Origin of the sequence: Micromonospora sp. NPDC049903 (assembly GCF_044460945.1) — a bacterium.
In the GTDB taxonomy this organism is placed as follows: domain Bacteria; phylum Actinomycetota; class Actinomycetes; order Mycobacteriales; family Micromonosporaceae; genus Micromonospora.
Genome location: NZ_JBITKL010000014.1, coordinates 109,826 through 130,682, shown reverse-complemented (window position 1 = coordinate 130,682; position 20,857 = coordinate 109,826). Strand labels below are relative to the sequence as shown.

The window sequence follows — 20,857 nt, the reverse complement described above, 5'->3', positions numbered from 1 at the left end:
TCAGTGGTGGGCTGCCGGTCGGTGATGGGCTGGCGGTCGGTCACCAGCCGCCGTCCCGGTCCACCCGCTGCGGCTGCCGGCCGAGCACCAGACCGGTGATCGCCTCGTCCAGGTCCGCACCGAGGAACCAGTCCCCGGTGTGGTCCAGCACGAACACCCGGCCCTGGGCGTCGACGGCGAGAATGCCGGTGCCGCCGCCCTCCTCGCCGAGTGGGCTCAGCGGCGCGCCGATCGCCTCGGCCAGTTCGGCGAGCGTCTCCACCGACTGCCGCACCAGGAACGGGTCCAGGTGGAACTCGCTGGGCGCGATCTGCTCGCCGTCGCCCCGTGGGCTGATCCGCAACCCCCCGAACTCGGCGTACGCGGCGATGGCCGCTGCCGTCATCATGTGCTGACGGCCGCCGGGGCTGGCCTGGGCGGCGATCCGCAGCCCCCACTCGCGGCCCCGGTCGTCGTCGCGGCCGTCGGGTGACCAGCCCGCCTCGGTCAGAGCCTCGGCCACCAGGGCGGGGAATCGTCCGGTCACGTCAACGCCTCCATACCGAACCAGTCGAGCAGCGCGGCGCAGGATCGACAGGGCGGCTGGACCTCGCCGTGGCGCGGGTCGCCCTCCTCGCGTACCCGGGTCACCCGCACCTTCGCGCCCCAGAGCAGCGCCCGGGCCCGCGCCGCCTCGATCGGCGGACCACCCTGCTCGGCGGCGTACAGGCGGTCGGAGACCAGCACCGCCTCGGCGCACCAGCCCGCGAAGCGTTCGCGCTGGTCGACCGGCAACCCGTGCAGGAAGCGCCGGACCACCGGGTGCAGGTCCGGCGGCACGTCCCCGCGTACCGAGGTGTGGGTGTAGACGGTGCCGTCGGCCAGCAGCGCACCCGCCGCCAGCGGCAGCATCCGCGGCTGCGTCATCCGTCCTCCCGGAGGTCGTCGTCTCCCGGGCCGACCGGCCGGGACCGCTCGCCGAGCCTAACCAGCGACGGCGCTGCGGCGCGGCCCGGTCCGCGTCGTCCCGGCCAGGCGCGTCGCCCGTCCCAGGAGCGTGCGGGGCTCACATTCGGTGGAGCGGCTGGGATATCGTCGGTCCGACCCCCCGCCTGCTCGCCGCACGAAGCCCCGGAGCCATGACGCGCACCCTTCTCGTCTCGACCGACCAAGCCGGCGCCTACCCGTCCATCGGTGAGGCGCTGGCGGCAGCGGGCGACGACACCGTCGTCGCGGTCAGCCCCGGCACCTACTACGAGGCGCTGTTCGTCAACGACCGTGGCGCCACCGTGGTCGCCGCCGAGGGGCCGGGCACGGTCACCATCGACGCCTCCTCCGGGACGTACCCGACGGTCTCCTGCAACTCCGGTCGTCTGGAGCTGCGTGACCTCGTGCTCAAGGCCGGTGACGCGCCGGTCGTGGTGGCGGACCGGGCGAAGCTGACGCTGACCGGTTGCGAGCTGAGCGCCGGTTTCGGCGCCGCCGTCCAGGTCGCCGGTCGGTCGGAGTTCAACCTGGCCCGCTGCCGGGTCACCGGGGGACGCTACGGCCTGGTGGTGGAGGACTCCGAGGGCAGCGTCGAGGGCTGCGAGTTCACCGACCTCGCCGAGGACGGCATCATCGTGCGGATCGGCGCCGCCCCGACGATCCGCACCACCACCGTCACCCGCTGCGGCAACCGGGGCATCTACATCTACCAGTACGGCAAGCCCACCATCGAGGCGTGCGACATCTCGCAGACCGGTCAGGCCGGGATCGCCGTCGTGCACCAGAGCGCACCGGTGCTGCGCCGCTGCCGGATCCGGGACACCCGTGGCCCGGCGGTCTCCTTCGGCCGGGGCTGCCAGGGCTCGGTCACCGAGTGCACCACCGAGAACACCGCCGAACCGGCGATCGAGATCGCCGAGGGCGCCTCACCGACCATCGTGGAGGGCCGGGTGCACCGGCAGGCGGCCTTCGGTGCGGCGGCGGCCCGCGCCGCCACTCCGCAGGACACCGCGCGGGTGGAGAAGCTGCTCGCCGACCTGGAGGCGATGGTCGGCCTGGAGTCGGTGAAGGAGGAGGTCCGGGCCCTGATCGACGAGATCCAGGTCAACGAGTGGCGACGCAGCGCCGGGCTGCCGGTCGGTGCGGTGAGCCACCACCTGATCTTCGCCGGTGCGCCGGGCACCGGTAAGACCACGGTGGCGCGCATCTACGGCGAGTTGCTCGCCGCGCTGGGTGCGCTGCCCGGCGGCTCGTTCCGCGAGGTGTCCCGCCGTGACCTGGTCGGGCAGTATCTCGGCCACACCGCCGAGAAGACCGCCGCAGCGTTCGAGCAGGCGCGCGGCGGCGTGCTCTTCATCGACGAGGCGTACACCCTCTCCCGGTCCTTCGGCAGCGGCGGCGACTTCGGCCAGGAGGCCATCGACACGCTGGTCAAGCTGATGGAGGACCACCGGGACGAGATCGCGGTGATCGCCGCCGGCTACACCGGTGACATGGTGACGTTCCTCGACGCCAACGCCGGTCTGGCCTCCCGTTTCGCGAGGACGATCGAGTTCGGCAACTACTCGCCGGAGCAGTTGGTGGTCATCGTGGAGCGGATGGCCTCCGGCGACGAATACCTTCTGGACGACGGGGCGTCCGAGGTGCTCCGGCAGCACTTCGGCACGATCGAGCGCGACGAGAACTTCGGCAACGCCCGGGAGGCGCGCAAGCTGTTCGAGGGCGTACGCAAGGCACAGGCACAGCGACTGCGCCAGTCCGGCCAGCGACCCAGCCTCGACGAGCTGCGCACCGTGACGGTCGCCGACGTCCAGGCCGCGATCGGACGCTGACCATGCCGGGCCGGTCAGGGAGGGACGTGCGGTGACGCATCCGGGTGCGGCACGGCCGGGCGAACCGGGTTGGCAGCAACACCCGGGGGCCACGGCACCGCCGCAGCAGCGCACGGCACCGCCGCAGCAGCGCACGGCACCGCCGCAGCAGGCCGCCACGCCGGCACCGACGCTCGGCGGGGCCGGGCCGGGGCAGGCGTGGGCCGCTCAGCGTACGCAGGGGCGGGCGACCGTCGGGACCGCGTACACCAGCCAGGCCGCCGCGCTGGCCGCAGCCGCTCCGGCCGCCGAGCCGGCGGTGGAGCAGAGACCGGCGCCTCCGGCCCAGCCCGACGTGGCGGTCCGACCGGAGGGCCTCGACACGGCGGCGACCGCGCCCGACGCGGCGACGATTCCGGTGGTACGCCCGCACCGGCGTCCGTTGCGGGTCGGCGGGATCCACGTCGCCCAACTCGTGGCCTGGCAGGCGGGTGCGGCCGGGGTGCTGGCCGCGAGCGCGCACGGACTGCCGTTGACCATCGCGGTGGCCACCGGTGTGGTGCTGCTGCTCTCGCCGACCCTGCTGCGGCACCGGGGACGGTGGCTCTATCAGTGGCTGGCCGTCTGGTGGGGCTACCGGGGTCGACGTCGGCAGCTCACCGCCACCGGCACGGACGCGGCCTGGCAACTGCTGACCAATCTGGAGGGCAGCGTCGAGCTCGACCAGGTCGAGATCGACGACCAGCCGGCCGTGCTGTTGACCCACCGGGGCGGCCTGAGTGCCGTGCTGGAGGTGGACCCGACCGAGGGTGCCCTGCTGATGGGCGCGCCGCAGGCCCTGCCGTCGCCGGTGTCGCTGTTGCCGGCCGCCGACCCGGACACTCCGGCCGTGGCGGTCCAGGTGTTGATCCAGGTCACCCCGGCACCTCGGGCCCGCTCCGCCGCGGTGGACCGGGCGTACCGCGAGCTGACCGGCGGGGAGGTGCCGGCGAGCCGGCAGGCGTGGGTGGTGCTCCAGGCACCGCGTACCCCCGACTTCCATGCCGACCGCGACCTGCGCCCGGCGCTGACTGCGGCGATCCGCCGCACCCGGCGGCAGTTGCGCCAGGATCGGGTGGCCGCCCGGCTGCTCAACCGGGACGAGGTGCTGGCCGCCGTCGCCGGCCTGACCCATCTCACCGACGGGCCGGCCGGTGGTGACCGGCCGCTGGCCCGGGAGGGCTGGCGGCACTGGTCGGCGCAGGGCGTCCCGCAGAGCTGCCACCGGCTGCTCGACTGGCCGCGTCGGTCGTGGGAGGTCGATCCACTGCTGCGTGGGTTGCCCGCGGCGGCCGGCGTGGTGTCCATCGCGGTGGCCCGGGAGACCGGTCGCACCGGTGCCGCCGACGCCGTGGTGGAGGTGGCGTTCCGGCTGATCGGCGCGGACGCCGACGCGCTCGCCGCCGCCGACCGGGCCCTGGAGGAGGCGGTCCGGGGTCACGGTGGCCGCCTGCAACGACTCGACGGCGAGCACGCGTACGGCGTGGCCGCCACCCTGCCGTTGGGAGGCTTCCTCAGGTGAACGGCGTCGCGTTCCCCGGCAGCCGGATGGGGCTGCACGTCACCGACGAGGCCGCCGTCGCCGGCCTGCACCTGGTCGCCGGGGGCGGCGGGCTGGTGGTCGGGCGCAACCGGCAGCAGGAGCCAGTGGGGCTGCGGGTGTTCCGGGCCGAACCGACCCGGCTGATGCTGACCGGCGGGGTACGCGCCGCCGAACTGCTCGCCTTCCGCTCTCTCGCGCTCGGTGCCCGGCTGTTCATCCAGACCGCTCGCGAGCAGGAGTGGGACGCCTTCCTGCGGCGCTGTGTGATCGGCCGGGAGATCGCCTCGTTCCTTCCACCGGGGGTGGCCCCGCCGGTGCCCGCCACCCCCACCGAACCGCAACTCGTGGTGATCGACACCGGTCCGGTCACCGGCCCGGACACCAACCTCAGCGCACCCTGGCGGGCCACCCTCGTGGTCCGCGACGACCTGGCCGGTTGGGACGTCGAGGTGCTGGTCCGCAGCGACATCGTGGTACTCCAGCGGCTCACCGAGGCCGAGGCGGCGACCGCCGCCACCGCCCTCGGTCTGGTCAGCGTGCAGGGCTGGTTCACCCAACTGCACCCGGAGATGGTCGGCCTGATCACCAAGGGCAAGGTGCAGTGGGTGATGCTCAGCATGACCGGCACCGAGGGTCAGCTCATCGGACCGGTGGCCCGGGGCGGCTGAGGCGACGGTTGACCCGGCGACGCTGACGGACGGCTCACCCGGCGGCGCCCTCGCCGGGCAGCGCGGCGGCCCGGACCCGTCCCACCAGGACGATCACGGCCAGCACCATCACCAGCACCACCACGAAGGCCAGCCGCAGGTCGAGCGCACCGGCGAGCAGACCGATGACCGGCGCGGCCAGCAGCGCGCCGGGCCACTGGCCCATCGCCACCACCGAGACCCCCTCACCGGAGGTCAGGCCGGGCTGTTCACCGGCGAAGCCGAGCACCGTCGGCGTGACGCACGCGAGACCGAAGCCGAGCAGGCCGAACCCGGCCATCACCGCGGCGGGATGGGGCACGGCCAGCGGCAACGCCAACCCGGCGGCGGCGACCAGGGCGGAGAGCCGGACGAACCGGATCCGGCCGAAGCGCCCGGCGAGCGAGTCGCCGACCAGCCGGGCACCGGCGGCGGCCAGCGAGAGACAGGTGTACGTCGCGGCGGCCAGCACCGCCCCGGCGGCGGCGACCTCGGTGGCGTACAGGGCGCTCCACTGGGCACCCGCCATCTCCACGAACGACGCCAGGAACGCGATCGCGGCGAGCAGCAGCAACTGGGGCGTGAATCGGTCGCGCAGCCGGCGGCGCGCCTCACCCTCCTTCGTCTCCTGACGGGGCGTGTCGGGCAGCCAGCGTTGGGTGCCGATCAGCACCGCACCGAGCAGGGCGCTGGTGATCGCCATCTGGATCGACGGGGAGAGGCCGACGGCGGCGGCTCCGGTGCCGCTGAGACCACCGGCGAGCATGCCGATGCTGAACCCGGCGTGGAACGTGGAGAGGATCGGGCGGCCGTACTGCTTCTGCACCTCGACCGACTGCGCGTTCATCGGGGTGGCCAGCAGGTTGGCCGCGAACCCCCAGACGGCGAGCCCGCCCACCAGCGCGACCACCGTGGTCGAGGCGGCGAGCAGCGGCGCGTTGACCAGGATCAGGGCGGCACCGGCCAAGGCCAGGCGGCGGGTGTTGATCCGGCTGATCAGCACCGCGACCACCACGAGCGAGATCAGCTCACCGGCGTTGGTGGCGATGTTCGCCAGGCCCCAACCGGTGTTGCCGAGGCCGACCGCGTTGCGGACGTCCGGCACCCGGGAGGACCAACCGCCGATGGCCAGGCCCATGATGACGAAGAGCAGCACCACCGAGTAGCGGGCCCGGACCGCGCTGCGCGGCACCGGCGGCGTCTCGCGGTCGGCGTGCTGGTGCGTCGAGGTGTCCGTCATGATCGTCGTACCTCTCCCGAGTCGGCCTGGATCCTGGTCCCCGCCCCTCTCCGCGCCCCTTCTACCCCGCCGCGTGATCGAAGAAGCACGCGCCGTCAGGAAGCCGGAGCTGCGCCGGGCAGCGGTCCGGGTCGTCGACGAGGGCGGCGACGACCGCCAGGTAGTCGTCGATCAGCCCACGGACCAGCTCGTCGTCGAAGAAACTGCGGTTGCGGATGAAGACCCCGCCGGCCCGGTCGTCGTCCACCACCACGATCGGCGACCCCCGCTTGAGCCAGACCGGCAGGCAGTCGGCGGGTACGTCGGCGGCGACCACCGGCGCCGGTGTGCCGGGTACGGCCCGTGCGGTGATGTCGAGCGGCTCGACCCGCAGCCCGGGGCAGTGCAGCACCGGTGAGGCGGTGGCCGCCGACTGGAACCAGGCGTCGAAGAGGTGGCTGTCCGGCCAGGGACGCTGTCGGGCGAAGTCGGGATGCACCGCCTCGGCCACCCGGTGGAACGGCGCCACGTGGGCGATCGCCTCGGTCAGCGCGGTGTGGGCGGCACGCACCACCGCGCCGAGTGGCGCGTCCGGCGCGATCTCCACCGGCACGTACACGTTGTTGGTGAACTGGCAGATCAGGCGCTGCGACAGCGGGCTCTCCCGGCCGAGCGTGGTGGTGCCGAGCACGATCCGCTCCCGACCGGCACGCAGCGACAGCATCACCAGGTAGGCGGCGAGCAGCAGGACGTACGGGCTGGTCCGGGCACGTCGGGCGGCCGGGCGCAGACGGGCGGTCACCTCGGGCGGGATCGCGAAGCGGGTGGCCACCTCGGCGCTCAGGTCGGCGTCGGGGGCCGGCGGGGTGGCCGGGAAGAGTTGGTACGGCGACACCGGCCGCAGCCGATCCCGCCAGTGGGCGGCCCGGGTGGCGGCGTCGACCCCGCCACCGGCCAGTTCCGTCTCCTGGATGGCGGCGAGCCGGGCGAAGTCGACGCCGAGCGGCGGTTGTGGGCGGACCGCGCCCAGCCGGGCCGCGTACGCGTGGCAGAGGTCCTCCACGAACAGCCGGCACGACCAGCCGTCGGAGACCATGTGGAAGAAGCAGAGCGCGAGGACGTGTTCGGTCGCGGAGAGCCGGATCAACGCGGCCCGCCACAGTGGCGCTTCGGTCGGGTCGTACGCGACCGTGCGGTGCTCGTAGGCGATCTGCTCGATCCGCGCCTGCTGGACGGCCGGCGACTGGCCGGTGAGATCCACCTGGACCAGGGGTGACCGGACCCGGGGCAGGATCTCGATCTCGGGCCGGACGCCGATCCGGACGAACCGCATCCGCAGCGCGTCGTGCCGGTCGATCACGTCCTGCACGGCCTGCGCGAACGCGTCGACGTCGAGTCGGCCGGAGAGTCGACGGAACTCCACCACCACCAGTCGGGCGGCGCCCGGGTGGGCCGGGTCGAGGGCGGTCATGAACTCCCACATCATCTGCTGGCTCGGGGCCAGCGGCAGGGTGGTCGGCACACCGGCTCCTCTCACGCCGCGACCGGTTCCGCCCGCGACGGGGCGACCGGCTGGTAGTCGTCCTCGTTCGGGGCCCGGAACCCGGTGAAGAGCAGGTCGGGGCGGCGCATCCGGAGTGCGGTGACGAAGGCGGCGCCGTCGAAGAGGGTCTCGATCGCGGCACAGGCCACCGACTCGGCGAGGGCGCGCGGGCCACGGTCGTCGCCGAGCCGACCGGGTGTCTTCGCGGCCACCAGCGCCGCCGCGACGGCCGGCACCGCGAGCAGGCTGCGTCCGCCGGTACGCCGAGCCGTGGCCAGCCCGACGGCAGCGGTCACCGCGAGCGCGCTGACGGTGTTCAGGACGAACCGGCGGCGGTGCGGGTGGGCCACGCAGAGCCACTGTTCGGATCGCCCGTACGTGGTGAACCGGTATGCGACGGCTCCGACGGTGTCGGCGACCGAGGTGTCGTGGGTGACGACCGCCTCGGGCTCGGCGAGCAGCGCGTACCCGGCGTCGGTCAGCAGCAGGCCGAGGTGCAGGTCCTCGCCGCCGATCGGCATCGGGGAGTCCTCCGGGAAGCCGCCGACGGCGTCGAACGCGACCCGTTTCACGGCCGTGTTCGCCCCGGCGCCCCAGGACACCCGCTCGTGGTGCAGCGGCCGGGTCAGGTCACCGAGCAGCAGGTAGGAGCGGCTCATCACCCGGAAGAAGGCACCCTCGCCGGGTTCCACCAGGACCGGCCCGGTGACTCCGGCGACCTCGTCGCCGCTGGCGCGCAGCCGGGCGGCGTACCGGGTGATCAGGTCCTCCGGCACCCGACAGTCGGAGTCGGTGAACAGCACCAGGTCGTGGCGGGCGTGCCGGACGCCCAGGTTCCGTTTGGCCCCGACGTGCCGGGGACCGCGTACGTAGCGGGCGCCGTACTGGGCGCAGGCGGCCCGGTGCGCGGCGGCGGCCGCCGGTGCGGAGTCGTCGACCACCACCACCTCCACCGGCTCCGGGCAGTTCCGGGCCGCGCGTTGCAGGCTGCGGAGCTGTCGGCGCATCTCGGGCACCCGGTCCTTGACCGGGATGACCACCGAGACGCCACGCTCGACGCCGGGTGGTGCGGTCGGCTCGCTGCGGGATGACTGCGGGGATCGGCTCATGTCCCGAGGGTCGGCCAGGCCGATACAACGCCGATACACGGCATCGAACTCCGCCGGTATCCGATGTGTACGGAGGATGTATCGAGCGGCAGCAGTGTCGACGGCATGACGACCTCCATCCGTACCGACCGACGGCTCGCCGTCGACGGCGGCCGACCGTTGCGGCCGCCGGACCGGCCGTGGCCCCGCTGGCCGGTCCCCGCCCCGGACGCCGAGCGAAACCTCGCCGCCGTGCTGCACGGTGGCCGGTGGGCGATCAGCAGCCCGACGTGCGGCGACACCCCGCTCTTCGAACGCCGGTTCGCCGCCGACTTCGCCCGCTACGTCGGCACCCGCCACTGCGTACCCGTGGACCACGGGTCGAGCGCCCTGGTGGTGGCCCTCGAATCCCTCGGCCTCGACTTCGGTGACACCGTGCTCGTCCCGGCCCTGACCTGGACCGCCTCGGCGACCGCCGCGCTGCGTGCCGGTCTGGTGCCGGTGCTTGTCGACGTGGACGCCGACACCGGCTGCATCGGGCCGGACGACCTCGACCTGTCGGTGGACCCGCGCGCCGTGGTGGCCGTGCACTGGGCCTCCAACATGGCCGACATCCCGGCGTTGGACGCGGTCACCGCGACCCGGAACATCTCGATCGTGGAGGACTGCGCCCAGGCGCACGGCGCCACCTGGCAGGGCCGCCAGGCCGGCTCCCTGGGTCGGATCGGATGCTTCAGCTTCCAGCACGGCAAGGTCCTCACCTGCGGCGAGGGCGGTGCCGTGGTCACCGACGACGACTCGCTGGCACCGGTGCTCCAGGAGCTGCGGGCCGACTCCCGCCGCTACCGCGACGGACGCCCCGCCCCGGGTGAGCTGGACCTGGAGGAGAGCGCCGGTATCCAGGGCGCGAACTTCTGCCTGAGCGAGTTCTCCGCCGCCGTGGCCTGTGCCCAACTCGGCTTCCTGGACGAGCAGCACACCGTCCGGAACCGCAACTACGCCCTGCTCACCGAGCTGGTGGCCGACCTGGACGGGGTACGCCTGCTGCAACCCGCACCGGCGCAGACCCGGATCTCCATCTATGAGGGCACCATCGTCGTCGACGAGCTGCCCGCCGGGATGAGCAACGCCGACCTGGCCACCGCGCTCACCGCCGAGCTGGGCAAGCGCTTCTATGTCACCGACGAGCCGCTGCACCGCAGCCCGCTGCTCCAGCCCTGGACCAAGCCGCTGCTCGCGCCGCTGGCCGAGCGGTTCTCCGAGATCCACCGCGACCGTGCGTACCCCAAGACCGAGTGGCTCGCCGCGCACACCGTGCAGACCCACCACAGCACGTTCCTCGGCGACGAGCGCGACATGCACGACGTCGCCGGCGCCCTCGGCAAAGTGCTGGCCCGCTGAAACGCGCCACCGATCCGCGTGCCACCGACCCGGCGCGCCCAGAGAAGGGACCCTTCCGTGACCATCACGCACAGCGAGACCCCGCAGAGCACGTCCTCGTCGCAGACCTCCGACGGGCCGATCGGCCTGTGGCTCAACGGCGCCCGAGGCTCGGTCGCCACCACCGCCGTCACCGGCCTGTTGGCGCTGCGGGCCGGGATGACCCGGTCCACCGGCTGCGTCACCGACACCGAGATGCTGCGCGACGCGCCGCTGGCGAGCTGGACCGACATGGTCGTCGGTGGGCACGACGTGGTGGACACACCACTGGAGAAGAAGGCGGAGGCGCTAGTCGACTCCGGCGTGATCCCGGCCCCGGTCCTGGCCGCCGTGCGGGGCAGCCTGCCCGAGGTCGAGGGCGAGCTGCGCACCGGCTACGACGCGCAGTCCCACACCGGCAGCCAGGCCGAGGCGATCGACCGGCTGGCCGCCGACATCGAGGAGTTCCGCAACCGGCACGGGCTGGCCCGGGTGGTGGTGGTCAACGTGTCGTCGACCGAACCGCCCGTCGACTTCCGGCCCGAACACGACGACCTGGAGGCGCTGGCCCGCGCGCTGACCGACCCGGACGCCCGGGTGCTGCCGCCCAGCTCGGTCGTCGCGTACGCGGCCTTCCAGGCCGGTTGCGGGTTCGTCGACTTCACCCCGTCGACCGGGGCGCGGTTGCCGGCTCTGGAGCTGCTGGCCCGCCGCCAGCAGGTGCCCTTCGCCGGCTCGGACGGCAAGACCGGTGAGACGCTGCTGCGGACCGCCCTCGCACCGATGTTCACCTGCCGCGCGCTGCACGTGCTCTCCTGGGCCGGGGTCAACCTGCTCGGCGGCGGCGACGGGGCGACGCTGGAGGACCCGGCGAACGCCAAGAGCAAGCTGAGCTCCAAGTCGGGTGTGCTGCCGGCGCTGCTCGGCGAGGACGTGACCGCACCGCTGCACATCGACAACGTGCCGGACCTCGGCGACCACAAGACCGCCTGGGACCACGTCTCCTTCGAGGGCTTCCTCGGCGTCCGGATGTCCATGCAGCTCACCTGGAGCGGCGTCGACTCGACGCTGGCCGCGCCGCTGGTGCTGGACCTGGCCCGGCTGACCGCCGCCGCGCACCGGGCCGGTCACGTCGGCCCGGTCGAGGAGCTCGGCTTCTTCTTCAAGGACCCGATCGGCTCCGACGAGCACGCCCTCGCCGACCAGGCCCGGGCACTCACCGAGTGGGCCAACGGCCTCGACCGCGAGGCCGAGAGCTGAGCCGTCCGCGCCGCCGGCGCGGGCGACCGCGCCGGCGGTTCCGCCCGCCGTAGCCACGAGGAGCCTCCCATGCCCCCACAAACCCAGAGCCGGCCGGACCGGCGGACCGGTGATCCGGTGTGGACGCCGATCCTGACCGCCCTGCGCGCCTCCGCGCTGGACTGCCTCCAGACGAGCTTCGCGCTGCTGGCCGACCACGCGCACGGCACCGGCAGCCATCTCGCCCTCGGCGCACGCGTCGAGTTCCGTACCCGGGAACGTGCTGGGCTGCCCACCGTCGAGGCCACGCCGGACGACCGCGCCGCCGAGGCGGTGGGTCTGCTCGGCCTGCGGGTCGAGGGCCGGTGGACGCAACTGGACGGGCCGCGCGTACGCCGGCTGTTCGCCACCGGCCAGCCGCTGTACGTCATCGCCGATGCCAACGACCTGCCCTGGTGCCCGTACCAGGGGCACGAGCACATGCGGCACAGCTTCCTCGCCACCGACGCGGGCTCGGGTGCGGTGACCGTGGTGGACGCGTACCACAACGACACCGCCTGGGGGCCGGCGCGCCCGGGGGTGTGGCGGTTGCCGGTGGACGAGTTCGACACGGCACTGGCGGGCGGTGCCCACACGCTGGCCATCACGGCCGGTCCGGCACCGATCCTCGACGTGCCGGAGATGCTGGCAAGCAACGCGGAGCGGGCCCGGCAGTCCCGTCCGGCGGTGGCCGGACATCTCACCTCGCTCACCGAGAGCCTGACCACCGTGGACGGCCTGCACCGGTTCGTCCTCGACGTGTGGCTGCTCGGACGGGCCCGCCAGTTGCACGAGCACTGGCTGGAGTCGGTCCGCCCGGAGGCCGCCGCCGCGCTGGCCGGGCAGGCGCAGCGATGGCAGCAGCTCTCCGCCCGCAGTTACGTGGCGCTGCGTCGCGCCCAGACCGGACGCCCCGCCTCCCCCGAGCTGGCCGACGCGCTGGGCGCGCTGGTCGACGAGTACCTCTCGGCGGTGGAGGCGATCGGGGCCACGACGGCGGCGAGCGACGACGAACCGCGTACCGCTGACGGCTCGCGTACCGGTGACGGCCCGGTGCAGGCGGCGGTGCTCGGTGCGCTGCGGGACACGCTGCACCTGGACGAGGACCGTCTGCGCCCCACGGACGTACTGCGGGATCTGCCGGGCTTCGACTCGTTCCGGCTGGTCGACGTCATCGACCGGGTCGAGCGGCGGCTGGGTGTCGAGGTCCCGGCCACCGCGCTCTCCGCCGCCGACCTGCGGGACGTCGGCTCGCTGTGCGCGATGTTCGCCGACGCCAGCCGTACCGGAGGTGCCTGATGAGCACCGACCTGCTGCACGGCCTGCTCGACCGGGCCGCGTCGCGGTGGCCGGACGCGGACGCGGTCAGCGACGGTACGGTCCGACTCAGCCATCGGGAGGTGGACGCGCACAGCCGCCGGCTCGCCGACTGGCTGCACCGGCAGGGCGTGCGGCGCGGTGACCGGGTGGTGGTCGCGGTGACCGCCGACGCCACCCTGCCCGCCCTGCTCTACGCGGTGTCCCGGATCGGTGCGGTCTTCGCGGTGATCCGGGTGCCCGCTCCCGAGGTCGCCCTCGCCCACGTGCTGGACGACGCCGAGCCGGTGCTCGTCGTCACCGACGATCCGCTGCTGCGCGAGCTGGCGCGGGCCCGGAACGTCGCCGTCCGCGACTCGGCCGCCCTGGCCGGCGCGGCGGAGGGCACTTCACCGCTGGCCCTGACCGGCGCGTCGCCGCTGGCGGTGGATCCGGTCTGCCTGATCTACACCTCCGGCAGCACCGGCATGCCGAAGGCGGTGGTCTCCACCCACGCCCAGGTCACCTTCGCGGTACGCGCGATCCAGTCGGAACTGTCGTACCGCCCGGACGACGTGGTGCACAACGTGCTGCCCACCTCGTTCGACTACGGCCTGTACCAGATCTTCCTGAGCACGGTCGCCGGATGTCGGCTGCACCTGGGCGACGCCGGGCAGACCGGGGGACGCCTCCTGGTCGCGCTGCGCGAGTCCGGGGCCACCGTGCTGCCCTGCGTGCCGTCGCTCGCCATCAACCTGCTGCGACTGCTGCGCCGTCCCGGTGCGGAACGCCCACGGCTACGCCTGATCACCAACACCGGGGCGACCATGCCGCCCGAGGTGCTCGCCGGTCTGCGCGAGGCGCTCCCCGACCTGAAGGTGCAACTTATGTTCGGACTCACCGAGTGCAAGCGTGCCGCCATCATGCCGCCGGACGAGGACCTGCGGCGGCCGGGCGCGGCCGGCCGGGCGCTGCCCGGCACCGAGATCTTCACGGTGGACTCCACCGGCCGGCGGCAACCCTCCGGCACCCCGGGTGAGCTGGTGGTGCGCGGCCCGCACGTGATGGCCGGCTACTGGCGACGCCCCGAACTGACCGCCGAACGCTTCGTCCGCCGCGACGGACTGTTCCCGCAACTGCACACCGGCGACTACGGCCACGTGGACGCCGACGGCTACGTGCACTACGCCGGTCGGCGCGACGACGTCTACAAGGAGAAGGGGACCCGGGTCAGCGCGACCGAGGTGGAGGCCGCCGCGTACCGGGTGGACGGCGTGGAGGTGGCCGGAGTGCTGCCGCCCGCCGACGGCCGCGACGGCGCCACCCTCTTCGTGGTCGCCGAGCTGGCGGCCGACGACATCCTGCACCGGCTGCGCGGCCAGTTGGAGGAGATGAAGGTGCCCGCGCGGTGCGTGGTGCTGCCGAGCCTGCCGCTCAACGGCAACGGCAAGGTCGACCGCCGCGCGCTGGCCCGGTTGGCGGGTGAGCGTCGTGGCTGACCTGCCCTTCGAGACCCCGGCCTACCGTTACGACCTGGCCGACGTACGCGCCAACCACGCCGCGTTGCGCGCGGCCCTGCCCACGCCCAGCCGCCTCTACTACTCGCTCAAGGCCAACCCGCACCCGGCGATCGTGGCGGCACTGCACCAGGCCGGGTGCGGTGCCGAGATCTGCTCCCCCGGCGAACTGGCCACGGCGCTGGCCGCCGGTGTGCCCGGCGACCGGATGCTCTACACCGGCCCCGGCAAGCGCGACGCCGAGGTGATCGAGGCCGTCGAGGCGGGTGTGCGGTGGTTCTCGGTCGACTCGCCGGGCGCTCTCGACCAGGCCGACCGGATCGCCGGTGGATTCGGCACCACGTTGCACTGCCTGCTGCGGGTCAACGACCGGGTGCCGAACCCCGGCCAGGGGTTGACCATGACCGGCGTCGCCTCGCAGTTCGGTGCCGACGTGGACTGGATCGAGCGCCAGCCGGAGACGTTCCGGTCCCGGTCGGCGGCGGTCGTCTCCGGGTTCCACCTCTACACCGGCAGCAACGTCGAGTCGGTGGACGCGCTGGTGACCCAGTTCGCCTCCGCCGCCGCCACCGCGCACCGGCTGCGCGACCTGCTCGGCATCGAGCTGACGCTGCTCAACCTGGGTGGTGGCTTCGGCGCGCCGTTCGCCCGCGCCGGGCACAACGCCGACCTGACCGGGCTCGACGCGCAGGTCCGTAGCGCCCTGGACGGCCTCTTCCCGGGCTGGCCGGACGGCGACCCGGTGATCGCGTTCGAGTCCGGCCGCTTCCTCACCGCCACCGCCGGGACCCTGCTGACCCGGGTGCTGGACGTCAAGCACTCGCACGGTACGCCCGTGGTGGTGCTGGAGTCCGGCATCAACCACCTCGGCGGGATGTCCGGCCTGCGTCGGCTGCCGCCGCTGGTTCCGGCCCTGCACGCGGACGGGTCCACCGATTCGGCCGACGAGCCGGCGCTGACCGGGGCCATCGTGGCCGGTCCGCTCTGCACTCCGCTGGACACCTGGGCCCGTGCCGCGACACTGCCCGACGTACGCCCCGGTGACGTGCTCAGCGTGCCGAACGTCGGCGCGTACGGGCTCTCCGCGAGCCTGCTGGCCTTCCTCGGCCACCCGGCGCCGCTGGAGGTCGTCTGCGACGGCGAGCAGGTCGTCGAGACGTCCCGGCTGACGCTGACCCGGACGCCGGGCACCGCACCGGACGACCCGACCGATCCACGAGACGAAAGGTGACCGTCATGAACGCCGAATTCACCGAGATGCTCCGGCCGTTCCTCAAGTTCGCCGGCGACAAGGAGATCACCGAGGAGTCCCGCCTGCGTGACCTGGGCCTGGACTCGATGCGGGAGATCGAGCTGCTCTTCGCCATCGAGGACACCTTCGGCGTCGCCGTTCCCGACGACAAGCTGGTCGACTCAACGTTCGCCACGGCGGGCGGGTTGTGGCACGTGATCGAGGATCTGCGAACGCCGGTCGGTGGTGGTGCCCGATGACCGGGTACGCCGAGGCACTGACCACTGTGGCGGAGGTCGCCGCCGCACACGCCGAGGCCGCCGACACCACGGCCACGTTTCCCACCGAGGCGCTGGACGCGATGCGCCGTACGCGGCTGCTGGGCCTGCTGGTGCCGACCGCCGAGGGTGGTCCCGGCGGCACGCTCACCGACATGGTCGACGTCACCGAGGCGTTGGGTCGGGTGGACATGTCGGTGGCGATGGTCTTCACGATGCACTGTCAGCAGGTGGCGGCGCTCGCCGCGTACGCCGGGGAGAAGCTGCGCGCCGAGGTGCTGCCGGCGGTGGCGCGGGGCGAGGTGTACCTCGGTTCGGTCACCACCGAGCCGGGCAAGGGCGGGCACCTGCTCACCTCCGAGTCGGGGCTGGAGCAGGACGGGGAGATGCTGCGCGTCGACCGGCAGGCCCCGATCGTCACCGGCGGCCCGTACGCCGACGCGTTCCTGATCACCACGCTGGCACCGCAGGCCGAGTCGGCCACGCAGGTCGACCTGGTCTATGCCGCCCGCGACCAGTTGGAGATCGAGGTGACCGGCGGCTGGCAGCCGTTGGGCATGCGGGCCACGCACAGCGTGCCGATGCGGCTGCGCGGCGCGGTGCCGCAGTGGCAGGTGGTCGGCGAGCACGGCGGGTTCCGGGCCATCGCGACCCGGGTGTTCGCGCCGCTGGCCCACGTCGGCTGGGCCGCTGCCTGGCTCGGGACGGCGGCCGGGGCGTACTCGCGGGTGTTGCGGCACGCGCGCAGCGAGGCGGGACGGCGGCAGTTCGCCCCCTCGTCGGAGCTGGTGCTGCTGCGCCTGGCCGGGATTCGGACTCGGCTCGACGCCACGAACGCCCTGCTGCGGCACACCGTGTCGGTCGTCGACTCGGCACCCGACATGTCCGCCGCGCCGGTGCAGTCGCTGCTCAACACGCTCAAGATCCGGGCCGCCGAGGAGTCCTTCGCCGCCGTGCACGAGCTGGTCGAACTGGTCGGGCTGCGGCACGGCTACCTCACCGGCTCACCGCTGGCGGTGGAGCGCGCCTTCCGCGACCTGCGGTCGGCGTCGCTGAACTACGGCAACGACCGCCTGCGACTGGCCAACGGGGCGCTGGCGCTGCGCGACCCGGGGGTGCGTCTTGCCTGAGCCGACCGCCGACTTCACCGCCGCGCTGGGTACGGCGCTGGCGGGGGTGGACACCGCCGACGCACGGGCCCTGTGGCGGGCACTGGGCGTCGGCGGTGTCGTCGCCGCCCTCTGTCCCGACGGCGGCAACCAACCTGACCCGCGCCGGCTGGCAACACTGTTGACCGAGCTGGACGCCCGCTGTCCGCTCGGCGTGACCCTCTCGGTCTGCGTCCAGGTGGCCACCGTGCTGCCGCTGCTCTCCGAGGCGGCAACCGCCGGACCGGTCGCCGAGACGGTGGCCGGCATGGTGCGCGGTGAGACCGTGGTGGCGCTGGCCGTCACCGACGCCGGTGCTTCCGGCTCGGACCTGCTCGACGCCACCACCCGGGCCAAGCTCGGCGACGACGCCGTGACCCTGGACGGCGGCAAGGAGTGGATCACCAACGCGACCACCTGCCACGCCGCGCTGGTGCTCGCCCGGCACCGCGAGCCCCGACACTTCACCAGCTTCTGCTGGCTGCTGGTGCCGATATCGACGCCGGGGGTGACGGTCGAGCCCACGGGGCGCGCCTTCGCCGGGTCCGGAGTGGGACATCTCCGGTTCGACGGCGTGGCCCTGGAACCGAACGCGCTGGTAGGGCGGCCCGGTCGGGCGCTGGCCGGATTCGCCCGGCAGGTCGGGGTCGAGCGGCTGGCCAGCGCCCTCTGGTCCCGGGCGATCTGCCGCCGACTGTTGACCGGGCTCGGGGAGTGGCTGCGGGCCCGACCGGCCGCCGACGGCACGCTCTGGGACCACCCGGCGGTCCGCGAGCAGTACGCCCGCTGCCTGGTCGCCCTCTGCCAACTGGACGCGCTGTGCGCGCCCCTGCTGGACGGCCCGCCCGGTCCACCCTCGACCGTCACCGGCATGGTGCTCAAGGTGGCCGCCGCCGAGACGGTCGAGACGATCGCGGCCGAGGCGGTGCACCTGCGTGGCGCGGACGCGTTCCGCGACGGCGGCGAGGCGGCGCTGCGTACCGAGGCGGCCATGTTCGGCATCGCCGGCGGTGCCACCGGGACGATGCTGGCCGGACTCGCCGACCACGCGGACGACCTGCTCAGGAGCGGGCCATGAGCAGCGGCCACCGGCTTCCCGGGATGCCGGGCGCGGTGGCGGTCGCGCTGCCCGACGGGGTCTTCGCCGCCTACGCGCCGATCGGTGCCCTGGAGACGCCGGAGCAGCCGGCCGGTGACGTCGGCCGGGGGCTGCCCCGGTGGCGGGTGGCCGAACGGGTCGGGGCGCGGCGACTGCTGACCACGCTGGTCGGCGCGGTGGCGCCGACCGGGACCGGGCACCTTGCGGTGGGCAGCCGCGCGGGCGGCCAGCCGTACCTGCCGGACCGTCCCGACCTCGAAGTCAGCCTGGCGCACTCCGGTGGCGTGGTCGCGGCGGCGGTGCACACCCGGGGCGGCGCGGTCGGCGTGGACGTGCAGGAGCCGTACCCGGTGGGTGACGCCCTGGTGCGGCGCTGCTGTCCGCAGGGCGCCGTCGCGCTGCTGCGACACGACCGGTCCACCCGCGACGCGGCGGTGGCCCGGATCTGGACCGTGCAGGAGTCCTGCGCCAAGGCCACCGGGCGCGGGCTGGGAATCCGGCCGTGGCGGATCCCGGTCGGCCCCGACCAGGAGCACGGGTGGTGGCGGCACCTGCGCTGGCGGACCCTGCCGCCGACCGGCGGTACGCCGTGGAGCTGCGCCTGGGAACCGATCGACGACAGGAAGGGAGCAACGCCGTGAGTCTGTACCAGTGGTTCCAACGCAGCGTCGCGCGGTCGCCGGAGGAGATCGCGCTGGAGGTGGGCGCGGAGGCGGTGACGTACCGGCGGATGGACGAACTCGTCGCGCACCTGGCCGGGCAGCTCTGCCACCCGACCGGCCGCCCGCCCGCCGCCGTCGGTCTGCTGGCCGCCCGCAGCCTGCCCGCGTACGTCGGCTATCTGGCCGCGTTGCGCGTCGGGGCGGTCGTGGTGCCGCTCAACCCCACCTTCCCGATCTCCCGCAACGTGCAGGTGTGCCGGGGCGGCGGGGTCGAGGTCGTGGTGGTGGACGAGACGGGTGCCGCCGTCGCCGCCGACCTGTCGGCCCGGACCGGTGCCGTGCCGGTACGCCTCGACGACTCCCGCACCGGCACGCCCGTGCCGCCGACCGAGGTCGCCCCCGACGACGTGGCCTACACGCTGTTCACCTCGGGCTCGACCGGGCGGCCGAAGGGTGTGCCGATCCGGCACCGCAACGTCGACGCCTACCTCGCGTACTGCCTCGACCGCTATCCGGTCGGCCCGGGTGACCGGCTGTCGCAGAACTTCGACCTGACCTTCGACCCGTCGGTCTTCGACATGTTCGTCGCCTGGGGCAGCGGTGCGACGCTCGTCGTGCCGCAGCCCGACGAGGTGCTGACCCCGGTGCGCTTCGTCAACGACCGGGGCATCACCGGCTGGTTCTCGGTGCCGTCGGTCGTGTCGCTGGCCCGCCGGATGCGGATGCTGTCGCCGGGTGCCATGCCGGGCCTGCGGTACAGCCTGTTCGCCGGTGAACCGCTGACCCTGGACCAGGCGCGGGCCTGGGCCGAGGCGGCCCCGAACAGCGTGCTGGAGAACCTGTACGGCCCCACCGAACTGACCGTGACCTGCACCGGTCACCGGCTGCCGGCCGACGTCGCCGACTGGCCGGTCACCTCGAACGGGACCGTCCCGATCGGCGAGGTGTACCCGCACCTGGACGCGATCCTGCGCTCCGAGACGGGCGAGATCGTCGACGACGACGGCGAGCTCTGCGTACGGGGACCGCAGTGTTTCACCGGGTACGTCGACCCGGCCGACGACACCGACCGTTTCGTCACGCACCACGGGCAGCGGTACTACCGCACCGGTGACCGGGTCCGCCGCGAGGACGGCGTACTGGTCCACCACGGACGCCTGGACGACCAGGTGAAGATGCACGGCTACCGGATCGAGCTGGGCGAGATCGAGATGGTCCTGCGCGGCCACCCGGGGGTGCAGGACGCGGTGGTGCTGGCGCTCGGCGCGGGCGAGCGCACCTGCCTCGAAGCGGTCTACACCGGCACCGAGGGGATCGGCGAGGAGCTGCGCCAGAGCTGCGCCGACCGGCTGCCCGGATACATGGTGCCGAGCCGCGTCCACCACGTGCCCGCGCTGCCCACGAACGCCAACGGCAAGACCGACCGACGCCGGATAGCCGCCCTGGTCGACACGGGTGCCGGCGAGACGAGAGGAGCGTTGTGATGACCGACGTGTCGCGTCGGGTCGACACCGACCGGGGTTTCCGGTCGGTCGCCGGCCGCTTCGCCACGGGTGTGGCGGTGGCCACCGCACGAGGTTCGGACGGGCCGGTCGGCATGACCGTCAACTCGTTCACCACCGTGTCGCTGGACCCCCGGATGCTGTTGATCTGCCTCAAGCACGATTGCCGGCTGCTGCACGCGGTGCGCCGGACCGGCCGGTTCGCGATCACGGTCCTCGCCGACGACCAGCGGGCCGAGGCGGCCTGGTTCGCCTCGCACGGCCGACCGGCGGGGACCGAGGGCTTCGCGGACATCCCGCACGACCCGGAACGGACCACCGGCTGCCCGCTGCTCACCGACGGGGTCGCGTACTTCGGCTGCGAGGCGGTCCGCACCGACCCGGCCGGTGACCACATGGTGCTGATGGGCGTCGTCCGGTCCTCGGGCCTGCTGCGCCCGAAGCCGCCGCTGCTCTTCGTGGACGGCCACTACGCCCGCGTAGCCGACGCCGAGCAGGTGACGGCATGAGCGAGCGCAGCGAGCGAATCATC

19 protein-coding genes are annotated in these 20,857 nt (G+C 73.6%); 14 read left to right on the top strand and 5 right to left on the bottom strand.

The features are described from left to right. Positions 1-40: 40 nt before the first annotated feature. Together ACIBO1_RS21240 and ACIBO1_RS21235 are read right to left on the bottom strand one after the other, a co-directional pair. Complete coding sequence (locus ACIBO1_RS21240; protein WP_396749086.1) at positions 41-526, bottom strand: SUKH-3 domain-containing protein; 486 nt, start codon at positions 524-526, stop codon at positions 41-43. Further along, on the bottom strand, positions 523-906 hold the full coding sequence (locus ACIBO1_RS21235) for a YwqJ-related putative deaminase (RefSeq protein WP_396749084.1): 384 nt from the start codon (positions 904-906) through the stop codon (positions 523-525). The genes ACIBO1_RS21240 and ACIBO1_RS21235 overlap by 4 nt, the downstream gene beginning before the upstream one ends. A gap of 212 nt (positions 907-1,118) precedes the next feature. Between ACIBO1_RS21235 and ACIBO1_RS21230 the strand changes: the two genes are divergently transcribed. From ACIBO1_RS21230 to ACIBO1_RS21220, 3 genes are read left to right on the top strand one after another with little or no spacing between them, the layout of a single operon-like run. Then, entirely contained in the window at positions 1,119-2,798 is a 1,680-nt protein-coding gene (locus ACIBO1_RS21230; protein WP_396749081.1) for a right-handed parallel beta-helix repeat-containing protein, read from the top strand. Between the two features lie 31 nt (positions 2,799-2,829). Beyond that, positions 2,830-4,338 carry a type VII secretion protein EccE gene (gene eccE, locus ACIBO1_RS21225; RefSeq protein WP_396749079.1) on the top strand — a complete coding sequence of 503 codons (1,509 nt, stop codon included), beginning with the start codon at positions 2,830-2,832 and terminating at the stop codon, positions 4,336-4,338. After that, positions 4,335-5,027 carry a hypothetical protein gene (locus tag ACIBO1_RS21220; protein ID WP_396749077.1) on the top strand — a complete coding sequence of 231 codons (693 nt, stop codon included), beginning with the start codon at positions 4,335-4,337 and terminating at the stop codon, positions 5,025-5,027. The genes eccE and ACIBO1_RS21220 overlap by 4 nt, the downstream gene beginning before the upstream one ends. A gap of 34 nt (positions 5,028-5,061) precedes the next feature. Here ACIBO1_RS21220 and ACIBO1_RS21215 read toward each other — a convergent pair whose 3' ends face one another. From ACIBO1_RS21215 to ACIBO1_RS21205, 3 genes are all read right to left on the bottom strand, one after another. After that, on the bottom strand, positions 5,062-6,285 hold the full coding sequence (locus tag ACIBO1_RS21215; RefSeq protein ID WP_396749076.1) for an MFS transporter: 1,224 nt from the start codon (positions 6,283-6,285) through the stop codon (positions 5,062-5,064). 61 nt (positions 6,286-6,346) lie between these two features. Beyond that, positions 6,347-7,786 (bottom strand): condensation domain-containing protein, encoded by a 1,440-nt coding sequence (locus ACIBO1_RS21210; RefSeq protein WP_396749074.1) that lies wholly within the window; start codon positions 7,784-7,786, stop codon positions 6,347-6,349. Between the two features lie 11 nt (positions 7,787-7,797). Then, positions 7,798-8,916 (bottom strand): glycosyltransferase family 2 protein, encoded by a 1,119-nt coding sequence (locus tag ACIBO1_RS21205; RefSeq protein ID WP_396749072.1) that lies wholly within the window; start codon positions 8,914-8,916, stop codon positions 7,798-7,800. A 105-nt stretch (positions 8,917-9,021) separates the two neighbouring features. Between ACIBO1_RS21205 and ACIBO1_RS21200 the strand changes: the two genes are divergently transcribed. The 11 genes from ACIBO1_RS21200 (at position 9,022) to ACIBO1_RS21150 (ending at position 20,834) form a co-directional block, all read left to right on the top strand. Continuing rightward, the gene (locus ACIBO1_RS21200) at positions 9,022-10,296 is read left to right on the top strand and encodes a DegT/DnrJ/EryC1/StrS family aminotransferase (RefSeq protein WP_396749070.1); all 1,275 of its coding nucleotides are present in this window, start codon (positions 9,022-9,024) and stop codon (positions 10,294-10,296) included. Positions 10,297-10,353: 57 nt separating this feature from the next. Next, positions 10,354-11,574, top strand: a complete 1,221-nt coding sequence (locus tag ACIBO1_RS21195) for an inositol-3-phosphate synthase (RefSeq protein ID WP_396749068.1) — start codon at positions 10,354-10,356, stop codon at positions 11,572-11,574. Positions 11,575-11,643: 69 nt separating this feature from the next. After that, complete coding sequence (locus ACIBO1_RS21190; protein WP_396749065.1) at positions 11,644-12,891, top strand: acyl carrier protein; 1,248 nt, start codon at positions 11,644-11,646, stop codon at positions 12,889-12,891. After that, positions 12,891-14,387, top strand: coding sequence for a class I adenylate-forming enzyme family protein (locus ACIBO1_RS21185; protein WP_396749062.1), 1,497 nt, complete (start codon positions 12,891-12,893; stop codon positions 14,385-14,387). Before ACIBO1_RS21190 ends, ACIBO1_RS21185 begins: the two co-directional genes overlap by 1 nt. Then, the gene (locus ACIBO1_RS21180; protein WP_396749059.1) at positions 14,371-15,636 is read left to right on the top strand and encodes a type III PLP-dependent enzyme; all 1,266 of its coding nucleotides are present in this window, start codon (positions 14,371-14,373) and stop codon (positions 15,634-15,636) included. The genes ACIBO1_RS21185 and ACIBO1_RS21180 overlap by 17 nt, the downstream gene beginning before the upstream one ends. Before the next feature lie 5 nt (positions 15,637-15,641). Beyond that, on the top strand, positions 15,642-15,896 hold the full coding sequence (locus ACIBO1_RS21175; protein WP_396749056.1) for an acyl carrier protein: 255 nt from the start codon (positions 15,642-15,644) through the stop codon (positions 15,894-15,896). Further along, entirely contained in the window at positions 15,893-17,044 is a 1,152-nt protein-coding gene (locus ACIBO1_RS21170) for an acyl-CoA dehydrogenase family protein (RefSeq protein ID WP_396749053.1), read from the top strand. The genes ACIBO1_RS21175 and ACIBO1_RS21170 overlap by 4 nt, the downstream gene beginning before the upstream one ends. Further along, complete coding sequence (locus ACIBO1_RS21165; RefSeq protein WP_396749050.1) at positions 17,037-18,140, top strand: acyl-CoA dehydrogenase family protein; 1,104 nt, start codon at positions 17,037-17,039, stop codon at positions 18,138-18,140. The genes ACIBO1_RS21170 and ACIBO1_RS21165 overlap by 8 nt, the downstream gene beginning before the upstream one ends. Then, positions 18,137-18,802 carry a 4'-phosphopantetheinyl transferase family protein gene (locus tag ACIBO1_RS21160; RefSeq protein WP_396749048.1) on the top strand — a complete coding sequence of 222 codons (666 nt, stop codon included), beginning with the start codon at positions 18,137-18,139 and terminating at the stop codon, positions 18,800-18,802. The genes ACIBO1_RS21165 and ACIBO1_RS21160 overlap by 4 nt, the downstream gene beginning before the upstream one ends. Then, positions 18,799-20,307, top strand: a complete 1,509-nt coding sequence (locus ACIBO1_RS21155) for an amino acid adenylation domain-containing protein (RefSeq protein WP_396749046.1) — start codon at positions 18,799-18,801, stop codon at positions 20,305-20,307. Before ACIBO1_RS21160 ends, ACIBO1_RS21155 begins: the two co-directional genes overlap by 4 nt. Beyond that, positions 20,307-20,834, top strand: a complete 528-nt coding sequence (locus ACIBO1_RS21150) for a flavin reductase family protein (RefSeq protein WP_396749044.1) — start codon at positions 20,307-20,309, stop codon at positions 20,832-20,834. The genes ACIBO1_RS21155 and ACIBO1_RS21150 overlap by 1 nt, the downstream gene beginning before the upstream one ends. Positions 20,835-20,857: the final 23 nt, after the last annotated feature.